The following is a 21,798-nucleotide window of genomic DNA, read 5'->3' as shown; positions in this document are numbered from 1 at the left end:
CACCACCTCATTTACGATTTTGCGATGTATATTCATGAATAAATGCCGTTAATCGTTTGAGCGTTTCTGGTCGAATGTCTGGGAAAATGCCGTGTCCTAAATTAAAAACATATCCCGGTTGTTCCATTCCTTCATCTAAAATTCGTTTCACTCTCTCTTCAATCACTTCCCACGGTGCAAGCAATACAGCTGGATCTAAATTTCCTTGAATCGCTTTTGTAATGCCGTTTGCTCTCGCTTCTTTAATCGAAAGACGCCAATCGAGGCCAACGACATCAAGCGGCAAATCGTTCCACTCTTTCGCTAAATGGCTTGCGCCGACGCCAAACATAATAAGCGGCACGTTTTCTTTACGCAACGCTGAAAAAATGCGCTCCATTGTCGGTTTAATAAAATAGCGGTAGTCTTCGGTGTTCACAGCACCGACCCATGAATCAAAAATTTGAATCGCTTTCACCCCTGCATGAATTTGCGCTTTGACGTAGCGAATCGTCATATTGGCGAGCTTGTCCATCAATGCAAACCACGCTTTCGACTCCGCATACATAAATGCTTTTGTCTTATTGTAATTTTTAGAAGGCCCGCCTTCAATCATGTAGCTCGCTAATGTAAATGGCGCTCCGGCAAACCCAATTAACGGGACATTCAATTGCTCCGTTGTTAACAATCGAATCGTTTCCAATACATATGGCACGTCTTCTTCCGGATAAATTTCGCCAAGCTTTTCGACATCTTGAAGAGAGCGGATCGGATTCGAAATGACCGGACCTACCCCCGCTTTAATATCGACTTCTACGCCGATCGCTGGAAGCGGTGACATAATATCTTTATAAAGAATCGCCGCATCGACGTTGTACTGCTCGACTGGAAGCCGGGTGACATAAGCGCAAAGTTCTGGCTGATGCGTAATTTCAAATAGCGAATATTTTTCTTTCAATGCGCGATACTCCGGCTGTGAACGTCCTGCTTGTCTCATATACCAAACCGGAACGTATTCTGTTTTCTCTCCGCGGCAAGCGCGTAAAAATGTATCGTTAAATGGTTGTTTTGTCATCTTTTCTATATCCGCCTTTCTTTACCATTTACATAAGAAAACTTGGCCACAAGCCAAGTTGTGTACAACTACAACTATACAAGCTTCTTATTTTAATGTATAGCGAACGTGTTAAAGTGTCAAAAAATTGACGATTTATTTTGTTAAAAAGCGAAGCGCGGCCGTACCAAGCATTTTCGCTGCGATCAGCATCGCTTTTTCATCAAAATCAAACTTCGGATGGTGATGTGGAAACGGTGTTGTCACATCATCTGCTTTCGCCCCTGTAAAGAAAAACGTTCCTTTCACCTTTTGCAAGTAATAAGCGAAATCTTCGCCCCCCATATGCGGCTCCGTTTCTTCTACAATAGTTACTTCCGGAATCTGTTTCGCGATTTTGACAATGAAGCTCGTTTCTTCTTCGTGGTTCACTACCGGAGGATATCCTCTTGTATACGCGTATTGATACGAACAATCAGCCGCCAAGCAAATTCCTTTAGTAATCCGCTCAATTTCTCGCTCGATTTCGCTGCGCACTGCTTCATCAAATGTGCGCACTGTTCCAACAAGCTTCGCTGTATCCGCAATGACGTTAAACGCATTATCCGCCATAAACGAGCCGATCGATACGACGGCTGGTTGCAGCGGATTTACGCGCCGGCTGACGATTTGTTGCAGCACCAGCACAAGCTGTGACGCCACTACGATCGCATCTTTCGTTTTATGCGGCTGCGCACCGTGTCCGCCTGATCCTTGGATCGTAATCTCAAACCGATCTGCCGCGGCCATAATTGGGCCTGTTCGGTATTGAATTTTTCCTGTCGGCTCTGTCGCCCATAAATGCGTGCCAAAAATGACATCGACCCCTTCCAAGCAGCCGTCCTCGATCATCGAAATCGCCCCGCCTGGTGCATATTCTTCCGCATGCTGATGAATGAGCACAATTGTTCCCGAAAGTGCTTTTTTCATTTCATAAAGCGCTTTTGCCAATACAAGCAACGTCGCCGTATGGCCGTCATGTCCGCAGGCGTGCATCACTCCCGGAACGGTCGATTTATACGGAACATCTTTTTCGTCTTGGATAGGTAACGCGTCAAAATCGGCCCGCAGCGCTACCGTTTTCCCCGGTTTTGCTCCGACAATTTTGGCGACAACGCCGTTTCCACCGACATGCTCTCGCACCGGAATCCCTAATGCTTTATAATAGTTTGCTATGTATTTCGCCGTGTTATATTCTTGAAACGACAATTCCGGGTGTTGATGCAAATAGCGGCGAATCGCCACCATTTCGTCATAGTAAGCTTTTAAGCGTTCATACAAATGTTCAATCAATCCTCTCGCCCCCCTTTTTCTTTTTTACATTATATCATGGCAGACGAAAATGATGACAGAAAGCTGCCCTCACTTTAGAAGGCAGCCTGATCGATTCTACATTAAAAACATCGCGACAATAGTCGTCACAACAAGACCGGCTGTGACGGGAACTAAGTTGCGGCGCGCTAGCTCAAACGGATCGACCCCGCAAATGGCTGCCGCTGGAATTAACGCCCACGGAATGAGCGTACCGCCGCCGACCCAAATCGCAGCAATTTGTCCAAGTGCGGTAAGCGTGGCCGCTCCTGTTCCGATAGCTACAGAGAATAAATGAGAGACGGAACCAGCTAATGAAATGCCTGAAAACCCTGATCCGTCCAATCCTGTAATCGCGCCGACGGCCGTTAATGTCACGGCGCCAATTTCCTTGTTAAGAGGAACGGCATGAGCAAGCGCGACCCCTAAATCATTCACAATTCCTTCGGACACTTTCGGCAAATAGTCCCCGATAATAGGAACGAATCCCGCATCTCCTAAATAGAAAAATGCAGCGATCGGAATGACCGGACCGAATATTTTAAATCCAAATTGAAATCCTTCGATCAAATAATTTGTAATTTTTTCAAAGCTGTCACGCTTATGAGCAAAAATAGAGAGCAAAATAAGGATGAAAATTGCCGTTCCGCCGATGAGTGCTGTTGCTTGCCCGCCTTGTAATTTCAAATAGGACATCGCGGCAACATCGAGCAACAACAAAATAGCGATGATCGCCGCTAACCATTTTTTCGCATGATTCGAAAGCAGTTGTTTCGTTTGTTCCAACGCCGGGTCTATCGTGACATCGATTTCTTTAGCTGCTGCGAATTGCCCCTTCTTCATATCACGGCGCAATAAAATGAACGCAGTAATCGTCGTCACAATCCCCATTACGAATACAAGCGGAACACTAGCGAACACCACGTCTGAAACAGGAAGACCCGCCGCCTCTGCCGTTAATTTTGGCGCCCCTTGAATGACAAAATCCCCTGATAAAGCAACTCCATGACCAAATAAGTTCATTGCCATTGCCGCTCCAATCGCCGGCAAACCGACACGAATCGCTACCGGCAGTAGTACAGCTCCTATCAGCGCAATCGCTGGCGATGGCCAGAAAAACCATGAAGCTACCATCATAAGCAGTCCGATCGTCCAATACGCCCAACTAGGAGTACGAATAAAGCGGGTAAACGGTGTAATCATCACATCGTTAATTCCTGCCATCGTTAATACTCTACTCATCGCCACAATCACCGAGATGACTAAAATCGTCGGCAAAAGTTCGGTAATGGCGTAAATAAAACTATTGAACACCCCGCTGATTGCCGCGCTTAATGAATGAGTAGCTGTAACCGCTAACAAAAAAATCCCAATCATACAAATGAGAGATGTGTCTTTTCGAAACACCATAAACCCAATAATCAACAAAACGAACAATAAATAAATCCAATGTAACGCCGTTAATTCAACACCCATATCTTTTCCCCTTTCCATTTCATCTCCATTAAGGCAATTGCCTAACGGATATGCTACATCATATGAAAAAGAGAAAAAGGTGTGACATGTCGATTTCCTTGGAAATAGTCGAAAAAAGAAAAATGCCGCCTCATTCTAGCGGCATTCGACAATCATTTTAGCTTTCTCGAATCACGGTATACGTAGTAACATACGAAGGACGCGGAAAAATCGTCGGCTGCTGTTCTTCTTGTTTAGCCGCTTCCCGACGTTCGTGCGCTTTTTCGTACGCTTTCGAACGTTGCCAGTTTTGGAAATGTTCTTTTCCTTCCCAAAACGTCATAATAATATACGTATCATTCGATAATGGACGTAGCACGCGAATCGCGACGAATCCCGGTTCTTTCTCAATCAAGCGCGCCCGCTGGCTGAAACGGTATTCAAACAATGGTCTTCCTTCATCCGTAACTGGAATGTTGTTAAACACAGCAAAAGCTCCACCTAGCTGACCAACTGCATCGAGCACTTCATAATGGCGCGGTTCTTGAAATACAGTTTCTCCGTCCGTTTCGTGAAGCAATACAGCATAATCGTCCCCTTCAAGCAATACCATGTCCTCATTGGCGTATTTTTCTTTTACACTGTGCAAATATTCAAGCGTACCAGTTGTAATATACATTTTTTTCATGACTATCGCCTCCAACGATTGTTTAAATACATAAATAATAGCCAATAGCTAAACATCGCACCTGCAATTAACGATAACAAACTAAACGAAAAATATCCGATCACGACTAAAAACAAGGAAAAAAAAGCGTTTTGCATGAGCAGCAGTTGAAACAATAAACGCAGTACCGCTTCTTTTTGCCTAGCGTGAGACAACGGATACAACTTGACAAAAATGTGCCCACGATGATGACGTGACAATGCGAACAATTGAAATCCTGTCGCATACAAGAAAAATAAGGATGTTATAATTTTCCCATACCCTGCCGGAATGATATAAAGAAAAAAGCAGGCAATCGCTGTCAATCGCACATAAAGCCCGAAATAGTCTCCCGCCCTAAGAAATGTTCTTGCGTACAAATAGCGAAACGCATGTTCTTGGCGATACGAAATCAGTGATAAAAGCCCATCGAGCCATTTACGCCGCTTCGCTTTTGCTTTTAGGTGCGGAACATCGGTAAATATGTTTGCCAAACGATAAAATCTCATCTTCGCTCTTTCTTCCTGCTGAATAAGCCGTTCCCACGGAAGTCCTTTTTGTTTCGCGGCTTGCACAAAATAAACAGATAAAACAGCCATTATCAACAACAAGCTAAGCAAAAAAATGAGCGATACATTCGTCAATACAAAATACACACATACGCCGTTAAAGAATATCCGCACTGCACTGCCAAACCAGCGGGCTTTAGGCTCTGTAAAATACGTTTCCTTCCAGCTAATGAATAAATTCCATCCTTTCATGAACAATAAAAACAGCCCGAACAACGATAACGACAACGTTGAGAGTTTGAGATGAAGCGGAGCCATGGCCAGCAGCACAAGCAAAAGAATATAGGCCTGTACGATCAAGCTAAACCAAAATGACCGCTGAATATATGGGACGAGCTGTTTTTCAGCTGGCAGCAAAAAAACGATATCCGCCTCTTCCAAAAACGTCCGGACAGGACTATAGGCTAAAAAAAGCGAAAAAATGACCGCTCCTACGATTGCATATGGAAAATGTGGCGGCAATGTCGCCACCCACCGTTGATACATTACAGCTCCTGCCCCAAGCCCAATCAGCAACACGAACAATAGATGATCGTTGAGCATGTAACGCAAATAGCGCTTTATCTCCGATCCGTAGCGGATCAGCCGCTGCTTCCACAATAAACGGCTATCCATCATATTCTTCTTCCTTCGTTAGCTCCATATAGATTTCATCCAATGTCGCTGATGGGAGTTGAAGCTGCTGGCGCAACTCGTCGATCGTTCCTTTCGCCTTTACCTTTCCGTGATGAAGGATGACGAACGAATCGCAATATCTTTCTGCGGTCGCTAAAATGTGCGTCGACATTAAAATGCCTGCCCCCTTTTGTTTCATGTCTTGCATGAGTTGAAGCAGCGAATGAATGCCGAGCGGGTCGAGACCAACAAACGGTTCGTCGATGATATAAAGCAAGGGCTCCACTAAAAAGGCGCACATAATCATCACCTTTTGTTTCATCCCTTTTGAAAAATGAGCAGGAAACCACGATAGCTTTTTTTCCATGCGAAACTCTTTTAACAACGGTTGGAGCCGCTTTTCATATTCGTGTTTTGCTAGACCATATGCCATTGCCGTTAGTTCTAAATGTTCCTTTAACGTCAGTTCGTCATATAAAATCGGTGTTTCCGGTATGTATGTTAACTGGGCGCGATATAATTCCGGGTCGTCGGCAAACGTTTTTCCGTTGATCGTAATCGTTCCTTTTCGCGGTTCCATTAATCCGATAATATGTTTAATAGTCGTGCTTTTACCCGCACCGTTTAAGCCAATCAGCCCTACTACTTCGTTTCGGTCTACTGTAAATGAAACATCTTCTAATACGTTTCGATTCGTATAACCGCCATATACATGCTGGACTTCAAGAAGCGCCATCGTTCGTTTTCCTTTCTTTATCATTGTTATCATCATTTTATCAAAAGAACTCGATGATTTCCAAAAATTATATGTATATATGCCACATTTCCGGACATCATAAATAACGAAGAGGGGATGAGGAACTATTGAACAACACATAAAGTTGTTTGGTGAATCATCCACATTGAAATGAGGTGTTTACGAAAGATAACACCGGCTGAAACAAAGGAGAATTCCTTGTAAATGAGGTGTTTGTCGCAGATCATCAAACGAAGTTGCAGAATTTTGATTCTTGCAATAACAACGGGATGGTCATCTTGAACAAAAAACGTTCATGAAGTATGAAAACCTTTTGTAAATGAGGTGTTCATCAAACGCCATTTTGTTGACGAATCCTCGCCCCTTTTCATTACGAACAGGATGTAACCTTTTCGGCTTACATCCTGTTCTTTTTATGGTAAAATGGAAACAAAAATGGCAAGAAAGGTGGTCCGCTTTCATGAATGATTGCATTTTTTGTAAAATTATAAACGGGGACATTCCCGCAGCAAAAGTATACGAAGATGAACATGTTTTGGCGTTTCTTGACATCAGCCAAGTGACAAAAGGGCATACGCTTGTCGTGCCAAAAGTACATACAACCGATATTTTTGAGCTTACACCGGATGTCGCAAGCCATGTCTTTCAAACCGTTCCAAAAATCGCAAACGCGATTAAAAAGCAATTTGCTCCTGTAGGGTTAAATCTTTTAAATAACAACGGAGAGCAAGCAGGACAAACGGTTTTTCATTTTCACGTTCATCTCATCCCGCGCTACGGCAAAGGCGACGGCTTCGGAGCCGTTTGGAAATCGCACGCAAGCGATTATACATTCGAGGATTTGCAAACGATTGCTACAACTATCCAAAAAGGAATGGAATAGGAAAAAGGGGAGCATTCAGCTTCCCTTTTTACTGTTCAAATACATTTTTAAAGTCGCTGTCTTTCACTTTAACATCGGCTTCTTTAATAACCTTTGCTACTTTTGATTCAACTTTTGTCGGATCCAGCTTATTTTTTTTCACTTCAAATTCAATTTCATCTTTCATTTGTTCGTATGACGGCTTCTTTTTCTTGTCTGTCACTTTAATAATATGGTATCCAAATTCCGTTTTCACCGGTTGGCTCACTTCTCCGACGTTTAATGAATACGCTGCATCTTCAAACTCTTTCACCATTCTGCCTGGGCCGAACCAGCCTAAATCACCGCCATTTTGCGCAGAGCCTGGATCTTGTGAATATTCTTTTGCCAACTTTGCAAAGTCTTCCCCTTTATCGAGCTTCGCTTTAATTTCCTTCGCCGTTTTTTCATCTTTCACTAAAATATGGCTTGCCCGTATTTTTGGCTTATATTGATCATAATATTGCTTCAATTCTTTTTCCGTTACTTTCACATCTTCCATGGCCGCTTTTTGGCGCAAAAGATCTAGCTTCACCATGTCGCGAATCGCCTTTTCACCGTTTTGCTGCACAGCCATCTCATATTGCGTACCGTACATTTCTTTTAAATTCTCGATTTCTCTGTCAATTTCTTTATCGTTCACTTTATATTTTTTGCTTAACACTTTTTCATACACAAGATCACGGATGACGTCTTTTCCGAATCGCTCTTTCATCGCATTGTAAAATTCGTCTTTTGTAATGTCGCCAGCTTTTGTCTCAACAACTACTTCTGAACCACCGTTATTACAAGCAGATAAAGCGAGAACAGAAGCTGCTGTCGCGAAAGCAATCGTCCATTTTTTCATTCGTTTCACAACCCCTACAATTAAATTTTTTACGAGAAAACTACAACAATAACTATAACACATTCTCTCATGATACAAAAATTTTTTCCTTTTAGTTATGCGCCCATACACGTTTACCTTAATGGCATATGATGAAGTATCCAAAAGTGAAAAATCCTTTGAAAGGAGGTATTGTCCATGAGTGTACCTTACACAGGAGGATTTGCGTTAATTGTCGTATTATTCATCTTGTTAATCATCGTCGGCAGTGCTTGGTTATTCTAAAACTGTTAATAAAAAAGCTGGCAGTCAAGGCTGTCAGCTTTGTTTTATGTAAATAGCACTTCAAAATAAGAGGAAATAAGTAAAATCGTAATCAACACATTGATTGTTCGAAACACCGTCGGCTGCTTTTCTTCGGGAATCTCTCTCTGAACGCAAAGCGTGTTTGTCAGTTGGTTAATGGAAAACAAAATAACGATGGCAAGGGGTATAAAATAAACCGCCATATACAACTCTCCACCTATCTCTTACAAAATTACTTCCTTTACTTTACAACGTTTTTTTTGATAAATCAATATGTTTTTTACTGCGACAAACAACTTGTTATTGGTTATTTTGCACAACTTGGTTAAAATATACATGAGAAGGAGGACGGCCTATGGAAAACCGCATAGCGAAACTAGAATTTCATCGCTCGTTACTACTTGAAATGGTCGATGAAACGAAAAAACCGTTTGATTATCTGGTGATTGCTGCCGATTTAACGAAGGAAGAAGTAGAAGAAGTAATCACTCTTTGTGAAGAATTGAGCAAGGAATACGAAAAACAAAAAGCGGAAGGTTTTACAATTTTTACTCCGCTTTTAATTCATTTTGCCGGAATGCTCCATCCTCACCTTCCACTTGAAAAAACAGTAGATGCACTATTAAAGCAACAAATGTTTGTTCCTCTTATGAAAGAGTTCAAAAAATTGATCGAAACCATTCATTCGTTATGACTGGCTCGTTACCTCTTTCTCAGCCACTTCCTCCATTCTTTTTACGAGCTTGCCGTCTTTCTCTACAAAATCCGCTTTTATGTTCTCAAACGATTTTTCAAAAATCTCCATAAAGTCATCTCCATAAATGTTGCGAATGATACACATCATTTCTAAAATTTCTGGGAATTTTCCGTACAATTCGCGTAAAGGGAGCGCACCGTTAAATACGGCGTTTTGTTTCGGATCATATGATTCCATTAATTTTAGCAATATTTGTTCCCCTTTTTCTGTTAATTCAATGTATGTGTTCCGCTTATCATCTTGTTTTTTCGAAAATGTCAACAATCCGCGTTCTTCCAGCTTTTTCGAAAAGTTAAATGCCGTGGAAACGTGCATCACGCCAAATTTGGCGATTTCCGAAATGGATGCGCCTTTAAAATGGTACGCAATCCATAAAATATGGTGCTCATTAATGTTTAAATCAAACGGTTTAATCCACTGCTGCCAATCTTTTTCGATCGATTTCCAAAGCGCTTTGCTTAGCTGGGCAATCCGTTGGCTAAATAGCATCGCCTCTTTTATAGAATAATGTTGCTCCGTGTTTCTCATCGTTCCACCTACTCTTCCCTCACCATGATTATTATTTTCTATTATGCCAGTAAAATAAAAATTAATAAAGATGCAAATGTTAGAATTTTTAAATAAAATATTCTCTCCCCGGCACTCATAGTCGAACGACTAAATACATATAGTAAGCATGGGGGAGGATATGATGGCATATATAATATCCTTTTTTTATGTGATCAGTTTTATTTTTCTATGTTTGACGGCGACAACTTTCTTTTCGCTCCGTAAAACAAAAATGTATCCACCAAAAAAAGTATTGAAAAATCGAATGATCCTATACGCTTTCGGGGCGCTTCTTTGCTTTTTGATCGCTTGGAGTTTTCGTTATTTTTAGCTATAGCAAAAACCCGACCAGCGACGATCGGGTTTTTTGTAGTTTTATGCTTGCGTTGCGATATTCGTCCGTCGAAAAATCGATGAAGCAATCGGATATACAATGATCATCACAATCATGTTAATGACGGCGGTCGGCAACACAACGGCAACGAATAAACTTGAAAAAGCAACGCCGCCTGGCAAGCCGACAATCAATAACGCAGCGGTTAAAAAGATCACACCCGAAAAGATCGTACCGATCGCTGTTAACATCGCAGCAAGCTTCGTCGTTTGCCCATACTTTTTTCCAAGCAAGAGCAAGGCAAAAAATGCAAAAGCTGTTATCGGTTTATCGATCATATTCGGCAGCAATCCACCAGGAAAGCTTGTCGTTATGCCAGAAATAATACCTATAGCCGCTCCAAGTAGGATGACCGCTTTTTTATTAGGAAATAGCATAATTCCTAAAAACATCATCGTTAACATCATATCCGGCTTCATGCCGAAGAAAAAACCCGGAACGACTGTATGCAACACCGCTCCAATCCCCACCAATAAGGCAAGGGAAACTAATACTTTCGCATTCATTCTCATCTCTCCTCATCTAAGCTTTTCTCAACGCTTCTCCAATCATACTCTTACACTTTTTCACATTATACTACTTTATCGTATAAAAATGAAGCGGAATTTTTCAGGCAAATTGTTTTCGAAACTCTTTCATAAACTGCGCTAACGCTTCACACGCTTCGTAAGGAACCGCATTGTAAATCGAAGCGCGGCATCCTCCGACAGAGCGATGGCCGGCAAGCCCGACAAAGCCTCTCTCTTTTGCCTCTGCTAAAAATTTCTTCGTTATTTCATCGCTCGGTAATGTAAAGGTCACGTTCATAAACGAGCGGCTTCCTTTTTCCGCATGCGGCGAATAAAATCCATCGCTTTCATCGATTGCGTCGTAAATAACGGAGGCTTTTTCGATGTTACGCTTTTCGATCGCTTTTACCCCCCCTTGCTCTTTGACCCATTCAAGCACAAGGGAAAGCATATAAATCGCAAATGTCGGCGGTGTATTGTATAGCGAATTGCTTGTGCTGTGCGTGCGATAATCGAGCATCGTCGGCAAGTTTTCTGGAATGCGCTCAAGCAAATCATTGCGAATAATGACGACCGTCACACCTGATGGTCCTAAGTTTTTTTGCGCTCCAGCATAAATAAGGGCAAATTGCTCGACGTTGATTTCACGGCTTAAAATATCGCTAGACATATCGGCAATTAAATCAACCGGCAAGTTCGGAAATTCATGCCATTGCGTGCCGAAAATCGTATTATTGGACGTAATATGTAAATAAGCAGCATGTTCAGAAAGCTGAATGTCATGAACGGATGGAATGTACGTATAATTCGCTTCTTTACTTGATGCTGCTACATGCGTTTTCCCTACTTTTTTTGCTTCCTTCAACGCCTTTTCGGACCATGCCCCTGTTAACACATAGTTGCCGATTTGGTCGTTTGCAAGCAAATTCATCGGCACCATCGAAAATTGTAGGCTCGCTCCGCCTTGCAAAAATAAAATGTCATACGTGTCCGGAATGTTCATGAGCTCTTTCAATAATTGCTTCGCATTGTTGTGCACAGCATCGTATTCTTTGCTGCGGTGGCTCAACTCCATCACCGACATTCCCGTATGTTGAAAGTCGAGCAGCTCTTGCTGCGCGCGCTCTAGCACAGAAAACGGCAGCGCAGACGGACCCGCATTAAAATTGTACGCTCTGTTCATGTTTCACAATCCCTCACTTTATTTCTTTAATGAATAACAGTTACTTATTATCCTAACATGAAACAAAAAAAAATAAAGATAATTTTCGATAAATTCACAAAAAAAATAAAATCCTTGCGTCGGTCACAAGGATTGTCTACGTCGCATTTTTTCTTCGCGAATGCGCTCCATGTAAATTTCTCCCTCTTTTTCAATGAACGCTTCATCGATTTCTCTCTCTCGTGCAGCCGTTCTGACGGTCATATACCCGCTAAAAATAATTCCAGCAACAACGATATATACCCACCATGGCAAAGACAGCATATTTTCCCCTCCACTGTAGCTTGTCTTACTTCCACTGTATGAACGCAGAGCAGTTTTTATGCATCAACACTGGAAATGGTGGCTCGTCATATTTTTTACTGATGAAATATTGGTTTATAAAACGAGCGATTGTCAAGGGCAAAAATTCTCTCGGTAAACTCGCCCGGCTTCACTTTTTCGAGCGCGCGGTCGATCATGTTCATTTTCGCATCGAGATTGTCAATATAATGAAGAATTTCCGCTTCTTTCACCATCGGTGGTTTCGGGCTTCCCCATTCTGTTTTTCCGTGGTGTGCTAAGACCATATGTTGCAATATGATCACCTCTTCCCCGCTAATGCCAAGATGCTCCGCTGCTTTGCTAATTTCGCTCACCATAATCGAAATATGGCCAAGCAAATTCCCTTCAAGCGTATATGTCGTTGAAACCGGTCCTGACAGTTCAATTACTTTGCCGAGGTCGTGCAAAATGACGCCCGCATATAATAAATCTTGATCAAGCGATGGATAAAGATGGACGATCGCTTTTGCTAGATCGAGCATCGAAACGACGTGGTACGCAAGCCCCGAAATAAATTCATGGTGGTTTTTCGTTGCCGCTGGATACTCTAAAAATTTGTTTTCATATTTTTTCAACAAATATCTCGTGATTCGTTGAATGTTCGGGTTTTTCATTTCAAAAATGTACTGAGTGAGCTTTTCCATCATTTCATCCCGCTTCATCGGTGCCACTTCAAGAAAATCAGCGACGCGCACCGGATCGTTTTGATTGGCCGGACGAATATTGCGGATTTTTAATTGAGTGCGCCCGCGGTAATTGCTAATATCACCAAACACTTTGACAATGCTTTCTGGCACATATACATTTTCATCTTCTAAAGAGGCATCCCACAATTTTGCCTCAATTTCACCGGTTTTATCTTGCAAAATAAGCGTTAAAAATGGCTTTCCGTTGCTCGCAATTCCTTTTGTGACCGACTTGATTAACAAATAGACATCAACTTGCTCTCCGACTCCATAATGAATAATCCCTTTCGTCAATCGATTCTCCCCCGTTTCCGTATTCTATCGTTTAGTATACCATACTCAAAGTTGGGCAAAAAATAAGACCTTGCAACGGCAAGATCTTATTTTTTCGTTAACTCAATCGCTTTTTTCATATCTTTCCAAGAAGTCGATCTTCCGTACATTAATACCCCACCGCGGTAAATTTTTGCGCCGATATATGCAAAAAAGACGATTGTTCCGATTAAAAGCGCTATACTTAATGCTATTTCCCAACCGGCAACATCAAGCATGCCGATGCGCAAAAACATAATGAGCGGAGCAAAAAATGGAATGAACGACGTTACCGTAATGAACGGTGATTCTGGTGAATCTAGCCCGAACATCGCAATGAAAAAGGAAGCTAAAACAAGCAATGTAACAGGAGTCACCACCATTTGCACATCTTCTAAACGGCTGACCATCGAACCGAGCGTCGCAAATAGCGTTGCATATAATAAATAGCCTAGCAAGAAAAAGATGACTGCATAAACGAGCGTCGACGCCGGAATATGTGCGATTCCTATTAGTTTGAACAATTCGTATTCATTGCTTTTAAGCGAGCTAAAACCGACCGCAAATAAAATTGAAAACTGTGTAAGGCTAAGCAGCGCCACCCCGATAATTTTGCCGAACATTTGCTGGACGGGTGAAACGCTCGAAATTAAAATTTCCATGACGCGCGACGATTTTTCGGTCGCCACTTCAGAAGCGATCATCGAGCCGTACATAAGAACAAACATATACATCGCAAACACTAACGCGTATACGAGACCACGCGCTTGATTCAATTCCGCTTCCGTTTTGGCATTTTTTTCTAAAGCGATCTTTTGAAAGGGCACTGGCTCGTACAGTTGTGTAACTTGCTCAGGCTTCAGACCGATTTTAGCTGTCGCTAGTGCCGTTTTCAGTTGCTGGAGCGCCTGCTCAAGTTTGCCTGATATGTCGCTATCGGCAATCGTATTCGCATAATATGTCGCTTTTGGTAGTTGTTTGTCGTCGTAAGCAAGCGTTAAAAATGCATCCCATTTTTCACTTTTCACTTTTTGTTTCGCCTCTTTTTCCGTTCCATGAAACAGCTTTAGCTCAAGATTCCGGTCTCTGTTTTTGGCAAGCTGCGTTTTGAGCGGTTCATAAAACATTTCAGTTTGGTCTATCACGCCTATGATTTTCTTTTCATCTTTATTAAAAAAATTGATGATATGATTTAAATTCGTCACGGCAAAGGTAAGCAGGCTGACAATCAAAGTAATGACAATAAACGATTTGGCTTTCAATTTGGTAATATACGTATGCCAAAGCACGATCCAAAATTTATTCATAAGCCGCACCTACTTTTTCGATGAAAACATCGTTTAAAGCTGGTTCTTCTAATGCAAATTTGCGAATAAACCCTTTATTAGCAATATGAGCAAGAATTCGCTGCGAAACTTCTTCTTGTTCGATTTGCAAATGAATCCCTTCGGCTGTCCGTTTTGCTTTTACTACACCAGGAAAACTACTCAGCTCATCTAATGGAAAATCGGCGTGAATCACGACGTTCTTTTTTCCAAACGACCTCTTAATTTCTTTTAGCGCCCCATAAACAACCGGCTTGCCGCGATGCATAATGCAAAGGTGCTCACACAACTCTTCGACATGTTCCATACGATGGCTCGAGAAGACGATCGTCGTTCCTCTGTTTTTTAAATCGATAACCGCTTCTTTTAATAGTTCGACATTGACAGGGTCAAGACCGCTGAACGGCTCATCTAAAATCAACAGCTTCGGTTTATGTAGCACTGCTACAATAAATTGAATTTTTTGTTGGTTTCCTTTTGACAATTCTTCGACCCGCTTTTCTGCATATTCGGGAACTTTAAATCGTTCGAGCCAATATTCCATTTCTTTTATAATCGTCTGCTTATCAAGGCCGCGCAGTTTCCCTAAATAGATTAATTGCTCTTTCACTTTTAGCTTCGGATATAAGCCACGCTCTTCCGGCAAATAGCCGATTAAATGACTTTTATCATAATTGATCGTTTCATTGTTCCATGTAATCGTTCCTTCCGTCGGTTCTAAAAGCCCTAAAATCATCCGAAACGTCGTCGTCTTCCCCGCGCCGTTTGCCCCTAATAGTCCGAACATCTCTCCTTCTGGAATGCTTAACGTTACATGATCAACCGCTGTTACATTCCCAAACCGCTTCGTAACTTGTTCCAAGTGTAAACTCATTTTCACTCCCCCATTTTTCAAATAAAAGATAAATTTTCCACATCTTATTACACGTTTATCTTACCGAAAAGTTTCATTCGTTAGAAGGATTTTTGCAAAAAATAAAAGAATAATGAATAATGAATCACTATTCAGCGAAAGGGGAAGCAACGATGCCACTGTTTGTATTGACTGCATTTGACAAAAACGGCGAAAAGCTGTTGGACGAAACGTTCGAAGCCGCAAACGAAGAAGAAGCGAAAAAAATCGGCGAACAAAAGTTGCGTGAACATCATTGTTATGACAAAACGCATCGCTGTACGACATCAAGCGGGAAATTGATTTTATTTCACCGGTAAAAGCGAAATCCCCGATTGCATAAACAATCGGGGAATTTCTATTGAAATAATTTGTCCATCATTTTTAATTTTTCTTCCGTATAATGCACAAAGTTTTCGTTATATACTTTCGGCTCTTTCGGGTTGGCGAAGCGGGTGATCGCCCGCGTTTTCGGGTGAACGAATTTGCTTGAGGCGCCGCAGCCAAGTCCGATGATCGATTGCTGTTCTTCCATAATCATAATGTTGTAAATGCTTTCCTGTCCCGGAAGCGCATACCCGACGTTTTCAAGGTTGCCGAGAATGTTTTTTTGGCGGTATAGATAATATGGAACATAGCCGTTTCGCTTCGTCCAATCTTGCGCGTTTTTCATCATCGCGCTAATTTCATCACGGTCGGCCACTTTATATTTCTCCTTGTTTTTTGTCATCTCCGACGCCCGCTTAAATGAAAGCGTATGAACGGTGAGCGACTCCGGCATTAATTTTTCCGTTTCCGCTAACGTGTAGTTAAATTCCTCGATTCCTTCTCCGGGAAGGCCGATGATTAAATCCATATTAATGTTGTTCATTCCCATCTTCCGTGCCAAATAAAACTTTTCAATCGTTTCATCGACCGTATGATGACGGCCAATCGCTTTTAACGTTTCCTGAATATACGATTGCGGATTAATGCTAATGCGGTCGATCTTCCATTTTTTCAACACATCGAGCTTCTCCGGCGTAATCGTATCCGGCCGTCCTGCTTCCACTGTAATTTCCCGGACGCGTTCAACGTTCGGGAACGATTCGTACATTTCTTCATATAGCCGATCCATTTCTTCCGCTGTAATGCTCGTTGGGGTACCGCCGCCGTAATAAATCGTCGTAATGTTGATTCCTCGCTCTTTTAAAAACCGCCCCACTTCCCTCATTTCATAATGAAGTCCCGCTAAAAACGAGTCAACGGATCCTTGACGGCCGTTAATCGCATACGCCGGAAATGTGCAATACGCACATTTCGTTGGACAAAACGGGATGCCGATATAAATGCTGACTTCATGCGCGAGATCATATAAATCAGGGACAACGGCCAGTTGGCGATCGACAATCTGTTGCATTAACTGAATTTTTTCATCCGTTACTAAATAATCTTCGCGAAGCTGGCGGTGCGCTTCTTCTTTCGTGAGCCCTGAGCGTAATTTTTGATGAAGCAGTTTAACCGGACGGACTCCCGTTAAAATACCCCATTGCTGAATCAACCGTGTATACTCTTGAAAAAGTGTTAAATATACATGAAAAACGGCATTTTTCCATTGTTTCAGCCGGGTTTTCTCATCGGTATATGGCCGCAAATCCGTTTGATACTCTGCCTTCCATTTATGCCCGCTTTCCGTTTCAATCAACATTCCGTTCACAACCCCGACTTGTTCGCCATGCAAGGAAAACGTTATAACGATATCAGCAGACATTGGTTCAAACGATAGTTCGTATTGTTCAAAAAATAACCCCGTAATCACTTCAAGCGGGCGTTGAAACTGCTCTATATCATGTAATCCATCAATTTGAATACGCAACGATATCACCCTTTTACGTCAAACTTATTTAAGTGTACAGAAGGCGATTTGCGCTCGTCAAGAGATGATTGTTTTCGGTAAAAATGAAAAGCTGGGATCACAAATCCCAACCGCTTATCTATTGCTTCATTTTCAGCTTATGCAAAAACTCGGGACGTTGCTGTTTTCGAAAATGTTCTTTAATCATGTAAGCAACACCTAACTGCTCATTCGAACGCGTCACCCAGTCGGCCGCTTTCTTCACCTCTGCTGGCGCATTCCCCATCGCTACTCCCAATCCTGCCGCTTCAATCGCTCGTATATCATCGATCCCATCGCCAATGACAACCATTTCTTTCAATGAAATGCCTAAAAAATCGCCAAGCCGTTTTAATCCAGCTAATTTTGAAACACCGCTTGGCACAATTTCGATTTTCCCGCTTGACTGCGCAATGATATCGACCGTCGGGAACGCTTGATGCAAAACAGCAACAGCTTCATTTTTCTCTTCCTCATTTGCAAAATATACATCAATTTTCGGAACGGCTAACGGTTCATCGCGCAATACATCGCTTAACGAATCAACAAACTGCGTCGGGTAAAAAAACGGGTCCCCGGAAGACAACACCGTTTTTACGACCAACTGCTTTTGCACTTTTTTACGGTTTCCAAGCGAATACCGCTCATGCATCAGCCGAACGTTGCACGAATAATTTTCCAATACTTGAACGATATTAAACGTCCGCTCTTCAGGAATCGTTGCTTCATATAGTTTTTCATCCAACGACTTTCCAATCATCGCCCCTTGAAAAGCAACAAGCATGCTGTCTAGTTTTAACGCTTTTGCTATTTTTCGCGCCGATAATAAATTTCGGCTTGTCATTAATGTCACATATACGTCTTTTTGTTTGACAAACTCGACTGCTTCTTTCGTCTCTTTTTGCAGACGGCCGTTCTGTTTCAAAATCGTGCCGTCAATATTTAAAGCAAGCAATTTATAGGCCAAGGCTGTTTCCCCCTTTTTCACGTTGTCACACTTGCCTATCACATAGCTATGACAATATAAATAAAAAAAGAACACTCAAATGAGTGTCTCTTATTCCGTAAACGAACGATACAATTCTTCAAGCGGTTTCATCGCAATTTGGTTGATGTCTGCGATCACCATGCTCATTCGCTGCTCAAGCATCATAAGGGCAGATAATTTTTCGTTTTGCTGCGCAAGCGCCATCGCTTTTTGCGCCTGTTCTACTTCTTCCGGTAAGATGGCCGCACCCGTCAATTGCTTTTCATGAAGCCGCATTTGCAAATCGCGAAAATGCGTAAACACGCGATAGGCGGTTTCGTCGCGGCGCACCGCTTCGTACGCTTGCTTCAATTGTTGAAAATCATCGCTTGTACGAATCGCCTGCTCTAATTGTTGGGCGATTGCATATAATGGATTGGACATAAAAAAGCCTCCTAATTCGAAAAATAACGTGCCGCTATCCTTACCATATGCGGCAAGAAAAAACGATATGCCAGCGGACTACATCCATAATCCGACAACCGCTTGAAAAATCCCGATTAATCCTCCTAACAATGCTCCTAAATACGTAATCATCTTAAATTCGCGCCGCGAAATTGATAAAATCATTTCTTCGAGACGTTCAACAGAGAACGTCTCCACTTCCGTCCGAACAATATCGACAATTTGCAAACGGTCGATAAATATTTCGACTTGATCGCTCACCCACTGCATACCTTTTGCGACCGCTTTTGGAATCCACTCATCGATGACTTGCGCCCGGTATGGTGCAAGAACATCTGCCACTTTTTTGTCAAACAGATCGTTCGTTTCTACCGCTTTTGCCACTAATTCATGCATCGACCGTTGAAGCCGCTCTTTTCCGATAAACTCTTCAACTGTTGCAACCGAGAAATCTGTCCACTTGTTCCATTCGTTCAATAAAAGCTGGGCGAGCATGTCTCTCGTTCCTTTATGGTTTAAAAATTTCGCGATTTCCAGCTGCACTTTGTCGACAACATTCACGTTGCCAAGGAACATTTGCAGCATATTGCCAAGCATGCCACGGCCGATAAAAAATTCATCGATCATTTTCGCGATACGCTGCTTCCCTTCTTCGCTTTGGAAATAATGTAGCGCCTGATCGGCAATGTAGTTGGCGAAATGACTGAGCCGTTCTTCGATTTTCCCCCGCATTTCCGGAGGAAGCACCTCTTGAATTTTCTTCTCTCTTAGTTGCTCCATCCATTGTTCATACGCCTTGTCCACCCATTGTGTTGCTTTTACACGAACCCATTCTTTTGGCTCTTTCATTCCAAAATGTTGCAGCCGTTCGTCAATCGTATCTTGGCAATCGAGCCATCTTTCCGCCCATTGTTGCCCCCACTTTACTGCACTGTTCATAAAGCCTGCTTCCGTTAGCTTACGACGAATCCCTTCAGGTGTCAATAAATGTTCGACAACCATCTTTCCAAGCTGATGCGCTAACTCTTCACGGCGTTTCGGAATGAGCCCTGGTGTGAACGGCAGACGTTTCCCGTATATATAAATCGGCTTATATGGACGAAACAACATTTTAATCGCTAATGCATTCGTCACTCCACCAATGATAGCACCGACAACCATCATAAAAAGAAAATACAGCACGGTCTTCATCTATCCCTCCGCTCCCTTCATTACTCGCTTGCCTAGTTTTTCATTATATCGTTTGTTCGGCAAAAGAGCAATGAATGAGGGAAGGCGACTGATCATTACAGAACATTTTCTGCTTGCATAATTGTCAAAAAGAAAGAACTATGCTCTAGCGCCTGCTGCAATGCCCGTTCCGCTGCATATTTTTGCGCACCGGAAAGCACTTTTGCTAATTCATAATACAGCATTGCCTTCTTCATCTCATACAAAAGAATGGTGGGCACGATGTCACCCGCTAATGGGACGTTATATCCTAACTTCTTTTCATAATATGTGCCTTTAACTAAAAAATACGTATATTGCCATAGATCGAGGTGCTTTTGCTCTTTTTGCACATAAGATGTAAGTTGCTGTTTCTGCTCCTCGCTTTTCTCTAGTAATAACTGCGCAAATTGCAGTGTCATCCATGTCGTTTCAATGGCTTGCTCTAACGTATGAAGCATACTCCCCCTCCTTTTATTTGTCCTGACTCACTCATCTATATGAATGAATCGCACCACATATGACAAAATAAAACTAATGATCCACAAGGAGGGGATAGTAATGGACAATAAAACATGCAAAGATTCTTGCCATGAAGGACGGGATAAATATTATATGGACATCGACCGCATGATTAACGAAGGAATGGCAGGAGGGTATGTTCATGCTCGATATGAGGCGACGAACATCGAAGAAGCTCGAGATCTAGTGGAAGAAGCTCCCCCACATGAAGTGTAAAGCAAACACACCGATTTTCTCTTCCCAGAGAAAGTCGGTTTTTTTGTATAATAAACATATACTCTATAGGAAAGGAATTCTGCACAATGCTCGAACAACTGAAAGTTCATTTCAAAGACGCTCTTCTGATTAATGAACAAACAGAAAAAATGGACGATTATGAGTGGTTTTATACAAAACAAGGCGATCAAATCGGCATTTTAAAGAATGCATTAACAGAACGGGAAAAACAGCTATTGTCCATTTTTTTCGTGCCAATGGCTCATCTTCATCGATTGTTCACAAAAGAAGAACTCGCTTGGTATCGCTTTTTTGTGCAAGGTGATTATACGCAGCTTCGCCTTCTTTCCAATCATGCCCCTTCTTATCGGTTTATTCAATTTCAAACGAACCAATCCACCGTCGACAAAGATCATTTTCGCGAGGCGGTAGAAGGATTGTTTCAGGAAAAAGTCATCATGATTTGGGAGCAGGAACATCGGGGCATTATTGTGGAGAAAAAACAGGAAGAAACAGAGCATCGCCTTCCTTTTATCGAAATGATCGATGCCTTATCGAGCGATTTTTACATTACCTTGCACGTTTTCATCGGGCAGACGCATTCATATGATGCTGATCTGTATCGTCGTTTCTGTCTAGAAAAGCAATATTTTGAATTAGCACAAACCTACATCCCAACGCAAACTGTTTACACAATCGAAGACGTATTGCCGATCATATTCATTCACCATCATCCGGAACTAGAAACGATTCAGCACTCCCTTTCATTTATGAAAACCATTGACAACGATCTTCTTGAAACAGTAAAGGTTTTTTTACAATGCAACTTAAACGTTTCACTCGCAGCTAAAAAACTCTATATGCATCGAAACAGTTTGCAATACCGCATTGATAAATTTATTGAAAAAACCGGGATCGATATTAAACATTTTAAAGGAGCCGCCGCGATGTATTTAGCGATTTTGCTCAAGGAATATATGAAGAAGTGAATTCGTCACCGTGCCTGAAATCCGTTTCATTTTTTGTGCATATTGTCCATTTACGTTTGCGGCTGTTTT

General features: G+C 42.1%; 26 protein-coding genes. 6 read left to right on the top strand and 20 right to left on the bottom strand.

What is annotated here, in order from left to right:
- Nucleotides 1-7 precede the first annotated feature (7 nt).
- From hemE to HNQ34_RS11955, 6 genes are all read right to left on the bottom strand, one after another.
- On the bottom strand, nucleotides 8-1,054 hold the full coding sequence (gene hemE / locus HNQ34_RS11980; protein WP_183254851.1) for a uroporphyrinogen decarboxylase: 1,047 nt from the start codon (nucleotides 1,052-1,054) through the stop codon (nucleotides 8-10).
- 135 nt (nucleotides 1,055-1,189) lie between these two features.
- The gene (locus HNQ34_RS11975) at nucleotides 1,190-2,320 is read right to left on the bottom strand and encodes a M20 family metallopeptidase (protein WP_183254868.1); all 1,131 of its coding nucleotides are present in this window, start codon (nucleotides 2,318-2,320) and stop codon (nucleotides 1,190-1,192) included.
- Between the two features lie 141 nt (nucleotides 2,321-2,461).
- The gene (locus tag HNQ34_RS11970) at nucleotides 2,462-3,859 is read right to left on the bottom strand and encodes a hypothetical protein (protein WP_183254849.1); all 1,398 of its coding nucleotides are present in this window, start codon (nucleotides 3,857-3,859) and stop codon (nucleotides 2,462-2,464) included.
- Between the two features lie 157 nt (nucleotides 3,860-4,016).
- On the bottom strand, nucleotides 4,017-4,526 hold the full coding sequence (locus tag HNQ34_RS11965) for an antibiotic biosynthesis monooxygenase family protein (RefSeq protein ID WP_183254847.1): 510 nt from the start codon (nucleotides 4,524-4,526) through the stop codon (nucleotides 4,017-4,019).
- Nucleotides 4,527-4,528: 2 nt separating this feature from the next.
- On the bottom strand, nucleotides 4,529-5,728 hold the full coding sequence (locus tag HNQ34_RS11960) for an ABC transporter permease (protein WP_246364127.1): 1,200 nt from the start codon (nucleotides 5,726-5,728) through the stop codon (nucleotides 4,529-4,531).
- On the bottom strand, nucleotides 5,721-6,464 hold the full coding sequence (locus tag HNQ34_RS11955) for an ABC transporter ATP-binding protein (RefSeq protein WP_183254843.1): 744 nt from the start codon (nucleotides 6,462-6,464) through the stop codon (nucleotides 5,721-5,723). The genes HNQ34_RS11960 and HNQ34_RS11955 overlap by 8 nt, the downstream gene beginning before the upstream one ends.
- Nucleotides 6,465-6,945: 481 nt before the next feature.
- Here HNQ34_RS11955 and HNQ34_RS11950 point away from each other — a divergent pair, with 481 nt between their 5' ends.
- Entirely contained in the window at nucleotides 6,946-7,368 is a 423-nt protein-coding gene (locus HNQ34_RS11950) for an HIT family protein (protein WP_183254841.1), read from the top strand.
- A gap of 28 nt (nucleotides 7,369-7,396) precedes the next feature.
- Here the strand turns inward: HNQ34_RS11950 and HNQ34_RS11945 are convergent, their stop codons facing one another.
- On the bottom strand, nucleotides 7,397-8,233 hold the full coding sequence (locus HNQ34_RS11945; RefSeq protein ID WP_183254839.1) for a peptidylprolyl isomerase: 837 nt from the start codon (nucleotides 8,231-8,233) through the stop codon (nucleotides 7,397-7,399).
- Between the two features lie 177 nt (nucleotides 8,234-8,410).
- Between HNQ34_RS11945 and HNQ34_RS11940 the strand changes: the two genes are divergently transcribed.
- The gene (locus tag HNQ34_RS11940) at nucleotides 8,411-8,497 is read left to right on the top strand and encodes a YjcZ family sporulation protein (protein WP_183254865.1); all 87 of its coding nucleotides are present in this window, start codon (nucleotides 8,411-8,413) and stop codon (nucleotides 8,495-8,497) included.
- A gap of 44 nt (nucleotides 8,498-8,541) precedes the next feature.
- Here HNQ34_RS11940 and HNQ34_RS11935 read toward each other — a convergent pair whose 3' ends face one another.
- The gene (locus HNQ34_RS11935) at nucleotides 8,542-8,721 is read right to left on the bottom strand and encodes a hypothetical protein (protein ID WP_183254837.1); all 180 of its coding nucleotides are present in this window, start codon (nucleotides 8,719-8,721) and stop codon (nucleotides 8,542-8,544) included.
- Between the two features lie 152 nt (nucleotides 8,722-8,873).
- Here HNQ34_RS11935 and HNQ34_RS11930 point away from each other — a divergent pair, with 152 nt between their 5' ends.
- The gene (locus tag HNQ34_RS11930; RefSeq protein ID WP_183254835.1) at nucleotides 8,874-9,212 is read left to right on the top strand and encodes a YhaI family protein; all 339 of its coding nucleotides are present in this window, start codon (nucleotides 8,874-8,876) and stop codon (nucleotides 9,210-9,212) included.
- Here HNQ34_RS11930 and HNQ34_RS11925 read toward each other — a convergent pair.
- From HNQ34_RS11925 to HNQ34_RS11895, 7 genes are all read right to left on the bottom strand, one after another.
- Nucleotides 9,207-9,803 (bottom strand): HTH-type transcriptional regulator Hpr, encoded by a 597-nt coding sequence (locus HNQ34_RS11925; RefSeq protein WP_183254833.1) that lies wholly within the window; start codon nucleotides 9,801-9,803, stop codon nucleotides 9,207-9,209. The genes HNQ34_RS11930 and HNQ34_RS11925 overlap by 6 nt on opposite strands.
- 396 nt (nucleotides 9,804-10,199) lie before the next feature.
- Nucleotides 10,200-10,724, bottom strand: coding sequence for a tryptophan transporter (locus HNQ34_RS11920; RefSeq protein WP_183254831.1), 525 nt, complete (start codon nucleotides 10,722-10,724; stop codon nucleotides 10,200-10,202).
- A 103-nt stretch (nucleotides 10,725-10,827) separates the two neighbouring features.
- Complete coding sequence (serC, locus tag HNQ34_RS11915; RefSeq protein WP_183254828.1) at nucleotides 10,828-11,910, bottom strand: 3-phosphoserine/phosphohydroxythreonine transaminase; 1,083 nt, start codon at nucleotides 11,908-11,910, stop codon at nucleotides 10,828-10,830.
- Between the two features lie 123 nt (nucleotides 11,911-12,033).
- Complete coding sequence (locus tag HNQ34_RS11910) at nucleotides 12,034-12,213, bottom strand: sporulation YhaL family protein (protein ID WP_183254827.1); 180 nt, start codon at nucleotides 12,211-12,213, stop codon at nucleotides 12,034-12,036.
- 95 nt (nucleotides 12,214-12,308) lie between these two features.
- Nucleotides 12,309-13,253, bottom strand: coding sequence for a 3'-5' exoribonuclease YhaM (gene yhaM, locus HNQ34_RS11905; protein ID WP_183254824.1), 945 nt, complete (start codon nucleotides 13,251-13,253; stop codon nucleotides 12,309-12,311).
- An 86-nt stretch (nucleotides 13,254-13,339) separates the two neighbouring features.
- Nucleotides 13,340-14,578 (bottom strand): ABC transporter permease, encoded by a 1,239-nt coding sequence (locus tag HNQ34_RS11900; protein ID WP_183254821.1) that lies wholly within the window; start codon nucleotides 14,576-14,578, stop codon nucleotides 13,340-13,342.
- Nucleotides 14,571-15,470 carry an ABC transporter ATP-binding protein gene (locus HNQ34_RS11895; RefSeq protein WP_183254819.1) on the bottom strand — a complete coding sequence of 300 codons (900 nt, stop codon included), beginning with the start codon at nucleotides 15,468-15,470 and terminating at the stop codon, nucleotides 14,571-14,573. The genes HNQ34_RS11900 and HNQ34_RS11895 overlap by 8 nt, the downstream gene beginning before the upstream one ends.
- 152 nt (nucleotides 15,471-15,622) lie before the next feature.
- Between HNQ34_RS11895 and HNQ34_RS11890 the strand changes: the two genes are divergently transcribed.
- A complete protein-coding gene (locus HNQ34_RS11890) occupies nucleotides 15,623-15,808 on the top strand; it encodes a YhzD family protein (RefSeq protein WP_183254817.1) in 186 nt (61 codons plus the stop codon).
- A gap of 38 nt (nucleotides 15,809-15,846) precedes the next feature.
- Here HNQ34_RS11890 and HNQ34_RS11885 read toward each other — a convergent pair whose 3' ends face one another.
- The 5 genes from HNQ34_RS11885 to HNQ34_RS11865 form a co-directional block, all read right to left on the bottom strand.
- The gene (locus tag HNQ34_RS11885; RefSeq protein ID WP_409978372.1) at nucleotides 15,847-17,352 is read right to left on the bottom strand and encodes a coproporphyrinogen III oxidase; all 1,506 of its coding nucleotides are present in this window, start codon (nucleotides 17,350-17,352) and stop codon (nucleotides 15,847-15,849) included.
- Nucleotides 17,353-17,461: 109 nt separating this feature from the next.
- Nucleotides 17,462-18,328, bottom strand: a complete 867-nt coding sequence (locus HNQ34_RS11880; RefSeq protein ID WP_183254815.1) for a Cof-type HAD-IIB family hydrolase — start codon at nucleotides 18,326-18,328, stop codon at nucleotides 17,462-17,464.
- A gap of 90 nt (nucleotides 18,329-18,418) precedes the next feature.
- Nucleotides 18,419-18,772 (bottom strand): YlbF family regulator, encoded by a 354-nt coding sequence (locus tag HNQ34_RS11875; protein ID WP_183254813.1) that lies wholly within the window; start codon nucleotides 18,770-18,772, stop codon nucleotides 18,419-18,421.
- Nucleotides 18,773-18,850: 78 nt separating this feature from the next.
- A complete protein-coding gene (locus HNQ34_RS11870) occupies nucleotides 18,851-19,984 on the bottom strand; it encodes a DUF445 domain-containing protein (RefSeq protein WP_183254812.1) in 1,134 nt (377 codons plus the stop codon).
- A gap of 95 nt (nucleotides 19,985-20,079) precedes the next feature.
- A complete protein-coding gene (locus HNQ34_RS11865; RefSeq protein WP_183254810.1) occupies nucleotides 20,080-20,463 on the bottom strand; it encodes a hypothetical protein in 384 nt (127 codons plus the stop codon).
- Between the two features lie 100 nt (nucleotides 20,464-20,563).
- On the opposite strand from HNQ34_RS11865, the gene HNQ34_RS11860 reads away from it, so the two are divergent.
- On the top strand, nucleotides 20,564-20,740 hold the full coding sequence (locus tag HNQ34_RS11860; RefSeq protein ID WP_183254808.1) for a hypothetical protein: 177 nt from the start codon (nucleotides 20,564-20,566) through the stop codon (nucleotides 20,738-20,740).
- Between the two features lie 86 nt (nucleotides 20,741-20,826).
- The gene (locus HNQ34_RS11855; RefSeq protein ID WP_183254806.1) at nucleotides 20,827-21,729 is read left to right on the top strand and encodes a PucR family transcriptional regulator; all 903 of its coding nucleotides are present in this window, start codon (nucleotides 20,827-20,829) and stop codon (nucleotides 21,727-21,729) included.
- Nucleotides 21,730-21,798: the final 69 nt, after the last annotated feature.

This window comes from Anoxybacteroides tepidamans (assembly GCF_014201465.1).
GTDB classification, from domain to species: Bacteria; Bacillota; Bacilli; order Bacillales; family Anoxybacillaceae; genus Anoxybacteroides; species Anoxybacteroides tepidamans.
This window is presented reverse-complemented; position numbering and strand designations above follow the sequence as displayed.